At 67.9% G+C, this 7,579-nt stretch carries 9 protein-coding genes; 5 read left to right on the top strand and 4 right to left on the bottom strand.

Translation table 11 applies throughout. From position 1 onward, the window contains the following. The 4 genes from AC1D01_RS14070 to AC1D01_RS14055 all read right to left on the bottom strand — a co-directional run. A partial coding sequence (locus AC1D01_RS14070; RefSeq protein ID WP_477867180.1) for a DUF938 domain-containing protein occupies positions 1-141 on the bottom strand: 141 nt, incomplete at its 3' end. Continuing rightward, positions 138-983, bottom strand: coding sequence for a PA4780 family RIO1-like protein kinase (locus tag AC1D01_RS14065; protein WP_477867178.1), 846 nt, complete (start codon positions 981-983; stop codon positions 138-140). The genes AC1D01_RS14070 and AC1D01_RS14065, both read right to left, overlap by 4 nt. A gap of 51 nt (positions 984-1,034) precedes the next feature. Continuing rightward, entirely contained in the window at positions 1,035-1,817 is a 783-nt protein-coding gene (locus AC1D01_RS14060) for an SDR family oxidoreductase (RefSeq protein ID WP_477867176.1), read from the bottom strand. A gap of 115 nt (positions 1,818-1,932) precedes the next feature. Next, positions 1,933-2,892 (bottom strand): LysR family transcriptional regulator, encoded by a 960-nt coding sequence (locus tag AC1D01_RS14055; RefSeq protein WP_477867174.1) that lies wholly within the window; start codon positions 2,890-2,892, stop codon positions 1,933-1,935. A gap of 132 nt (positions 2,893-3,024) precedes the next feature. Here AC1D01_RS14055 and AC1D01_RS14050 point away from each other — a divergent pair, with 132 nt between their 5' ends. The 5 genes from AC1D01_RS14050 (at position 3,025) to AC1D01_RS14030 (ending at position 7,510) form a co-directional block, all read left to right on the top strand. Then, positions 3,025-3,381 carry a VOC family protein gene (locus AC1D01_RS14050; RefSeq protein ID WP_477867172.1) on the top strand — a complete coding sequence of 119 codons (357 nt, stop codon included), beginning with the start codon at positions 3,025-3,027 and terminating at the stop codon, positions 3,379-3,381. 90 nt (positions 3,382-3,471) lie between these two features. Next, complete coding sequence (locus AC1D01_RS14045) at positions 3,472-3,687, top strand: hypothetical protein (protein ID WP_477867170.1); 216 nt, start codon at positions 3,472-3,474, stop codon at positions 3,685-3,687. Further along, positions 3,684-4,085 (top strand): hypothetical protein, encoded by a 402-nt coding sequence (locus AC1D01_RS14040; RefSeq protein ID WP_477867168.1) that lies wholly within the window; start codon positions 3,684-3,686, stop codon positions 4,083-4,085. Before AC1D01_RS14045 ends, AC1D01_RS14040 begins: the two co-directional genes overlap by 4 nt. 267 nt (positions 4,086-4,352) lie before the next feature. Beyond that, positions 4,353-7,112 (top strand): TonB-dependent receptor plug domain-containing protein, encoded by a 2,760-nt coding sequence (locus AC1D01_RS14035; protein WP_477867166.1) that lies wholly within the window; start codon positions 4,353-4,355, stop codon positions 7,110-7,112. Between the two features lie 113 nt (positions 7,113-7,225). Continuing rightward, complete coding sequence (locus AC1D01_RS14030; protein WP_477867164.1) at positions 7,226-7,510, top strand: iron uptake protein; 285 nt, start codon at positions 7,226-7,228, stop codon at positions 7,508-7,510. Positions 7,511-7,579: the final 69 nt, after the last annotated feature.

The raw sequence follows: 7,579 nt of genomic DNA, 5'->3' as shown, positions 1-7,579 counted from the left end.
GCAATGCGCCGCATGCTGGCCGGTGCCGCTGGCAATCTCCAGCAGCACCCCCTGCGGCGGCAACAAGCGCTGCAGTTCGGCCAGGATCGCCGCGCGGTTGCGTTCGGCGGCAGGGCTGTGGCGGCGGGAGTCGTCGGTCATGGGGTGCTCATCCTCAACAGGCGCGCCGCCTCTTCAAGCCGCGCATCCTCGATCTCGCGCAACACGCCGGACAGGTCCACCGCGCCGGCCCGTTGTTGGTAGCGGCCGGTCAATGGCATGCCCGGCGCGAGCAGGCCGCCGGCGTACAGCGACCAGATCTCGGGGCCGTATTGCGTCGGCAGCAGGCTCGGCGCGAACTGGCCGAAGAAGTTGCGCAGGTTGTCGACATCGCGCATCAGCATGCGCGACGCGTGGTTGTTGCCGGCCGCATCCACCGCCTGCGGCAGGTCGATGATCACCGGGCCATCGCCGGCCAGCAGGATGTTGAACTCCGACAGGTCGCCGTGGATCACGCCGGCGCACAGCATGCGCACCACCTCGCCGATCAGCGTCGCATGGTGCTGCAAGGCCTGCGCTTCGGTGAACGGCAGGTCGTTCAGGCGCGGTGCGGCATCGCCCCGCTCGTCGGTCACCAGGTCCATCAACAGCACGCCGTCGAGGAAGTTGTGCGGCTTCGGCACGCGCACGCCCGCCGCCGCCAGCCGGTACAACGCATCGACCTCGGCGCTCTGCCACGCAGCCTCCTGCTGCTGGCGGCCGAACGCCGTGCCCTTGGCCATCGCGCGCGCCTGGCGGCTGTTGCGCACCTTGCGGTTCTCGGTGTAATCCACCGCCTGCCGGAAGCTGCGCTTGTGCGCCTCCTTGTAGACCTTGGCGGCGCAGGTCTCGTCGCCGCAACGCACCACGTAGACATCGGCTTCCTTGCCGCTCTTGAGCTGGCGAACGACGCTGTCGATCAAACCTTCGGCAACCAGGGTCTGCAGGCGGGCGGGGATTTTCATCGTGCCCATTCTCGGGCCTTTTCCCGGGATCCCCCCGGCCGGCCGGCCGGCTCAGCTCGTCTGCTTCGTCGGCATGATCACCACCTGCTGCAGGTTCACGTGCTTCGGCTGCGCGACGATGAAGCCCACGCTCTCGGCCACGTTCTCCGGCTGCAGGAACTCCATCGTCTGCGCGGCACCCGCGAGCCAGTCCTTCGCGCCCTGGAAGGTCACGTGGCCCTGCAGCTCGGTCGCGACGATGCCCGGCTCGATCATCGACACGCGGATGTTCTTCGGCCCGAGCTCGATGCGCAGGTGGCGCGTCAGGTGGCTCACATAGGCCTTGGTCGCGGTGTAGACGGCGAAGTACGGGTACAGGTTCTGGCCGGCGATCGACGAGGTGTTCACCAGGTCGACCGTCGCACCCTCGGCCGCCGCCTGCACCAGCTGCGGCACGAAGGCATGGATCACGCGCATCACGCCGGTCACGTTGWGGTCGATCTGCTGCTCCCACTCGGCGAGCTTGCCCTCCTCGATCGCGCCGGGAAGCATCACGCCGGCGTTGTTGAAGACCAGGTCGGCACGGCCGTAAACGGCCGCCACCCGCGCTGCCGCCGCATCCACCGAGGCCTGGTCGGTCACGTCGACCGGCACCGCGATGGCTTCGCCGCCGGCCGCGGTGATCTCGGCCACCAATTGGTCGAGGGCTTCCTGGCGGCGTGCCAGCACCGCGACCCTGGCACCGCGCGAGGCCAGCAACAGCGCCGATGCACGGCCGATGCCGCTGGAGGCGCCGGTGATGACCGCGACGCGGCCGGCAAGTTGGGAAGCGAAGAGATTCGAAGAGGTGGCCATGAGTTTCGTCCTTGGGTTCTGCGGCGCAACAGCGACGCTTGGACGAACTTTAGGAATCGAGCCTCAACCTGGGTAGTCTCACAAGGCCGTTACTTTGACAACCCGAAGTTGCCAATCATCGGCGTGCCGCACGAGCCTTTCTGGCCAGCGCACGCAGCTCGGCCGGCGGTACGCAGAACTGCCTGCTGTCGCGCAGCCAGGCCGTGCTGAAGTCGATGAAGCGGCGCACGCGTCCCGGCATGTCGGCCCGCTGCGCGTAGTACAGGTAGAGGCCCATGCGCTCGCTGACGTGGCTGGTCAGCACCGGCACCAGCCGGCCGTCGCGCAACGCGGCCGCGGCATTGATGCTGTCGACCTGGCCGAGGCCGATGCCGGCGAGCACCGCGAGGCAGTCGGCCTCGGGCTCGCTGCTGCACAGCACCACCGGCACATGCTGGTAGACCGCGCTGCCGTCGACCTCRAACTCCCACGGCATCGGGCGGCCGGTGCCGGGCTGTCGGTACGCAGTGCAGCGGTGCTGCAGCAGGTCCTGCAATCGCTCGGGCGCGGGATGCCGTTCGAAGTAGCCCGGCGACGCGCACGCGATCTGCTGGATCGTGAACAGCCGGCGCGCGATGACCTGCGCCTCGGGCGGGTTGCCGGCGCGAAAGCCGACGTCGATGCGCTCGCCGACCAGGTCGGTGAAGCGGTCCTCCAGCAACAGGTCGATCTGGATCGCCGGGTGCTCCGCCTGGAACGCCGCGAGCATCGGCACCAGCACCAGGCGCGCCACCGCGCCGGCCGCACTGATGCGCACCAGCCCCTCGTCGCTGCGCACCGCGCTGCGGGCGCGCGTCAGCGCATCGACGAGCCCGTCGAGGTTGGGCCGCGCCGCATGCAGCAGGCGCTCGCCCTCCTCGGTCAGCGAGCTCTTGCGCGTCGTGCGGTGGAACAGCCGCACGCCCAGGTGCTGCTCGAGCTGGCGGATCGTCTTGCTGACCGCCTGCGGCGTCGTGGCCTGCGCCTGCGCCGCCTTGTTGAAGCTGCCGAGCTCGGCCACGCGCACGAAAGTCGACAACGCTCGCAGTTCATCCATCCCGGGAGCCTACCGCAGCATCCGGTGCCGCCGTAGGCATGGGCCGACGTGCGAACCCGGCACTGTCCGGGGGACGCCGCGGCGACGGCGGCGCAGCATTTGCCGACCCAGCCGCGCCTCGAAAGGATCGTCATGTCCATCCACAATGCGATTGCCAGCGTGGCCGTCAACGATCTGCAGTCCGCGCTCGCGTGGTACGCGAAGCTGTTCGGGCGGCCGGCCGACTCGCGGCCGATGCCCGAAGTCGCCGAATGGAAGTTCGAAGGCGGCGGCTGGCTGCAGGTCTACCAATTGCGCGAGCGTGCAGGGCACGGCTCCGTCACGCTGGCAGTGACCGACCTCGCATTGCAGATCGCTGAGCTTCGCAAGGCCGGCATCGACGCCGGCACGCCGATGTCGAGCCCGAAGGTCCAGGTCGTGATGATCAAGGACCCGGACGGCAACAGCATCGCGTTCTCGCAGGCGCTCGACCGCTCGATGGCGCATTGACCTTCGCCGCTGCCTCGCCAAGGTGCCATAGCCGGGCCTTTGCGTCCTCGCACTTCACTGGATGYGTTCAGGCCGCTACCATCTCCCCGGATGAACAGGGACGACTTCCAGCTTCTGAGCAAGATGCGCGTGGCGGAAGCCAAGACGCTCCTCGACGCAGGGCAGTACACGGGCTCCCGCTACCTGATGGGCTACGCCGTCGAATGTGTCACGACAGCAACGACCGAGGTCGTCGCGAGGGACTACTACAAGGCCTGCGTGACCGCGAAGACCGGCGTGCTCACTTGGATCAAGAAGCAATGGTGAACATCGAGCAGCTCATCGAAGAGGGAAGAACCCTCTTCACAAGTTTGGATCGGGAGCCCGGCTTGACGGTCAGCGGCGCGTTCTGGACCCACATCCGGGAACCTGAACAGCCTCGACTCAGGTTCCTGATCAAGGAGCTCCCGACGCTCGGCCCGACGAAGCTTTACGGAAAGATCCAACGCCTTCTCAAGAAGGTGCCGGTCAACAGCTTCACGCTGGAAGACGTTGCGGTCATTGATGAAGACGACCCGGATGTACGCTCGCTTCGCAGCGTCACCGGCAGGTCGGTGGTCCTCAACCAGGTGTTCTCGGCCCTGCCGAATACCGGTGGAGCCACTGCGTACGTCTACCGGCTGGAACCTGAAATCAAGCGCAAGCGCACCCAGCGCGCCCACTAGCCAGACCCGCCTCGGCAAGTTGCGCCGACATGGCGGCGCAGACCCACGTCATACAGGTTGAGCCCCAGCAGTCATTTGCAGGACTGCTCGCTGCTGCATGGCGCGCGCATGTCAGGGTTTGACATGGTGCGTCGCACATGGTCTTTTTCTTGCTCACGAGCCACAGTCCGTCACGGTGCGGCATCTGCCGACACCGACTGTGCGCCCCTGAGCCAGGCGCCCGGTTCCCCGTCCACGCTCACCACCCCACCAGGAGGGAAGGATCACATGCAGAGAAGAACCAGGATCCATCGGGCCATCACCGTGGCCTTCAGCAGTGGCATGGCCTTGGCCAGCGCCCAGCAGGCAGCTGCCCAGGACACGACCCAACAGCAGCTGGAACGCGTGGAAATCACCGGATCGTCGATCCGGCGCGTCGACTCCGAGACGGCCTTGCCGGTCACGATCATCACGAAGGAGCAGATCGAGCGCAGCGGCGCGACCAACATCGAGGCGCTGTTGCAGCGCGTGTCGGCCAGCACCGGACTGCAATCGGACACCACCCAGGGCGCGGGCTACGCCACCTCGAACGCCAACATGCGCGGGCTGGGCGCCAACTCGACGCTGGTGCTGCTGAATGGCCGGCGGCTCGCGAACCACCCGTTCGGCAGCATCGGCGGCACCGTCGCGGTCGACCTGAACAGCATCCCGTTCGCCGCGCTGGAACGCATCGAGGTGCTGCGCGATGGTGCGTCAGCGGTGTACGGCACCGATGCGGTCGGCGGCGTCATCAACTTCATCACGCGCCGCGACTACAAAAGCGGACAGCTGACCGTGCGCTACGGCAACACGCAGGCGAACGTCGGCGGCAAGGAGAGCGGCCTGAGCCTCGCTTACGGACAAGGCGACCTGCCGAGCGACGGCTACAACCTGCTGTTCACCGCGAACTACCAGGACAACACCCGCATCCGCGCGATCGACCAGGGCTACTACAACCGCGGCATCACCGAGATCCCGGGCTCCGCGCCGCCGACCTCGGGCCGCGGCTTCCCGGGCCGGCTGGTCGACTTCGGCATCAGCCCCGGCGCCTACCTCGGCACCAACGGCTTCAACGACCCGAACTTCGCGCCCTGCGATCCGAAGTTCACCGTCGTCACCACCGCGGGCACCACGCCGAACGGCCAGCCGAAGCAGGCCTGCCGCTTCATCTACTCGGCCACGCTCGACAACATGCCCGACCAGACCAAGGGCGACCTGTTCGGCCGCCTGACGCTTCGCCTGGACCCGCAGAACGAGTTCTTCACCGAGGCCTCGTATGCACGCAACCACAACATCGGGCGCGTCGCGCCGGTGCCGATCGACTCCACCGCGGGGCACCTGAACCCCGACACCGCCAGCTACCCGAGCTTCGCGATCCCCGTCACCAGCCCCTACTACCCGGCCGCGCTGCTGGCGACGCTGGGCTATGCACCGCCGGCGAGCGGCATGGCCGAGGTCTCGATGCGGGCCGTTCCGGTGGGCAACCGCATCAACGACAACGTCAACGAGCAGGTGCGCGCAGTGGCCGGGCTCAAGGGCACGACCCAGGGCTGGGACTACGACACCGCGCTGACGGTGGCCCGCGGCAAGGGCACGCTGAGCTACTCGGGCTACATCAGCGAGCCGAAGTTCATCACCGCGCTGGCCACCGGCCAGATCAACCCGTTCGGCCCCAGCGACGCGGCCGGCGAGGCACTGCTGCGCTCGACGCTGCTCGAAGGCACGATGCGCAAGTCCACCAGCACCACGACCGTGCTCGACGGCAAGGCGAGCCGGGAGTTCCTCGAGCTGCCGGGCGGGCAACTGGCGGCGGCGTTCGGCTTCGACCTGCGCCACGAGCAGGCCAAGGACACGCCGGTCAACGATGAGTACCGCCAGGGCCTGCACATCGGCGGCGAGGGCTCGGTGCCCGAGACGCGCGCGAGCCGCAACGTGATCGCGGTGTTCACCGAGGTCACGGCCCCGTTCGCCAAGGGCTGGGAGGCCGGCCTCGCGGCCCGCTACGACCGCTACAACGACTTCGGCTCCAGCTTCAACCCGCGCGCCAGCCTGCGCTGGCAGCCGGCCAAGGAGGTGCTGCTGCGCACCGCGGCCGGCACCGGCTTCCGCGCGCCGTCGCTGTGGGACGTGAACAGCCCGCCGTCGATGACCAACACCGCCAACTCGCTGAGCGACCCGAACTGCCCGATCGCCGGCGACTCGCGCTGCGAGAGCCAGTTCAACGAGCGCTTCTCGTCGTCGAGCGACCTGAAGGCCGAGAAGTCGAAGCAGTTCTCGGCCGGCATCGTGCTGGAGCCGGTGAAGTGGCTGTCGACCTCGCTCGACTGGTGGCTGATCAAGAAGACGGACCAGATCAGCGTGGTGACGGGCGATGCGATCCTGACCGACCCGGTGCTGCTGGCGAAGTTCGGCAACCGCATCCACCGCACGGCCGACGGCTTCATCAGCTACATCGACACGCCGGTCGAGAACCTGGGTGACCTGCGCACCTCGGGCATCGACATCGACGTGACGACGCGCTGGGCCCTGCCCTCGGTCGGCAAGCTGACGGTCGCGCTGAACGGCACCTACGTGGACAGCTGGAAGCGCCAGGCCTCGAAGGACGGCCCGCTCACCGACTACGCCGGCACCGCCGGCGACGGCGGCAGCGTGCAGCCGCACCCGCGCTGGCAGCATTCGTTCAGCATCGACCTGCAGCGCGACACCTGGGGTGCGACGCTCGAGAACGTGTTCGTGAAGGGCTGGACCGAATCGGCCGACCTGGTCGATGCCAACATCGGCGTGCACCAGGAGTACCACGTGAAGGACTCGAGCCGCTGGAACCTCTCGGGCGTCTACACCGGCCTGAAGGACTTCTCGGTGCGCCTGGGCGTGCGCAACCTGTTCGACGAGGAACCGCCGTTCACCGCGGTCGCGTCGTACGGCTCGCATGCCACCGGCTACGCGGCGTCGTTCGCCGACCCGCGCGGGCGCTTCTACTACGCGTCGCTGAGCTACCAGTTCAAGTAGGCACCGCGCCAGCGGGCAGCTCGGCAGGCGCCTCGGGAGAGGCGCCTCCTTCGTGGATAATGATAAGAATCATTCTTATCGGCGCCTTGTCGGCGCCCCATGACGCGGCTCCCATGCGAAGGATCCAGATCGTCTCCCGCATTGCTGCCGGCGTGCTCGGCGGCTGGTCCTTCACCTGGGGCTTCGTGGTGCTGGGCATCGCGCTGCTGCTGGCCGCCGGCATGCCGTATGCCGATGCGCAGACGCTGCTCTACCTGGTGGCCTTCCTGGTCTACCTCGTCGTGTTCTGCTGGTCGTTCGGGGCCGCGAGCACGGCGCGCGTCTGGCTCGTGCTGTTCGGCGGCGGCGCGGCGATGACCGGGCTCGGCTGGTGGATGACCCGGCTGCCCGCCACCTGACATCGGACACGCACCATGTTCCCCACTTTCCGGCTGTCGATGACGTGGCTGCACACCTGGTTCGGGCTG

This window comes from Rhizobacter sp. P3_B12, assembly GCF_056402895.1.
This window is presented reverse-complemented; position numbering and strand designations above follow the sequence as displayed.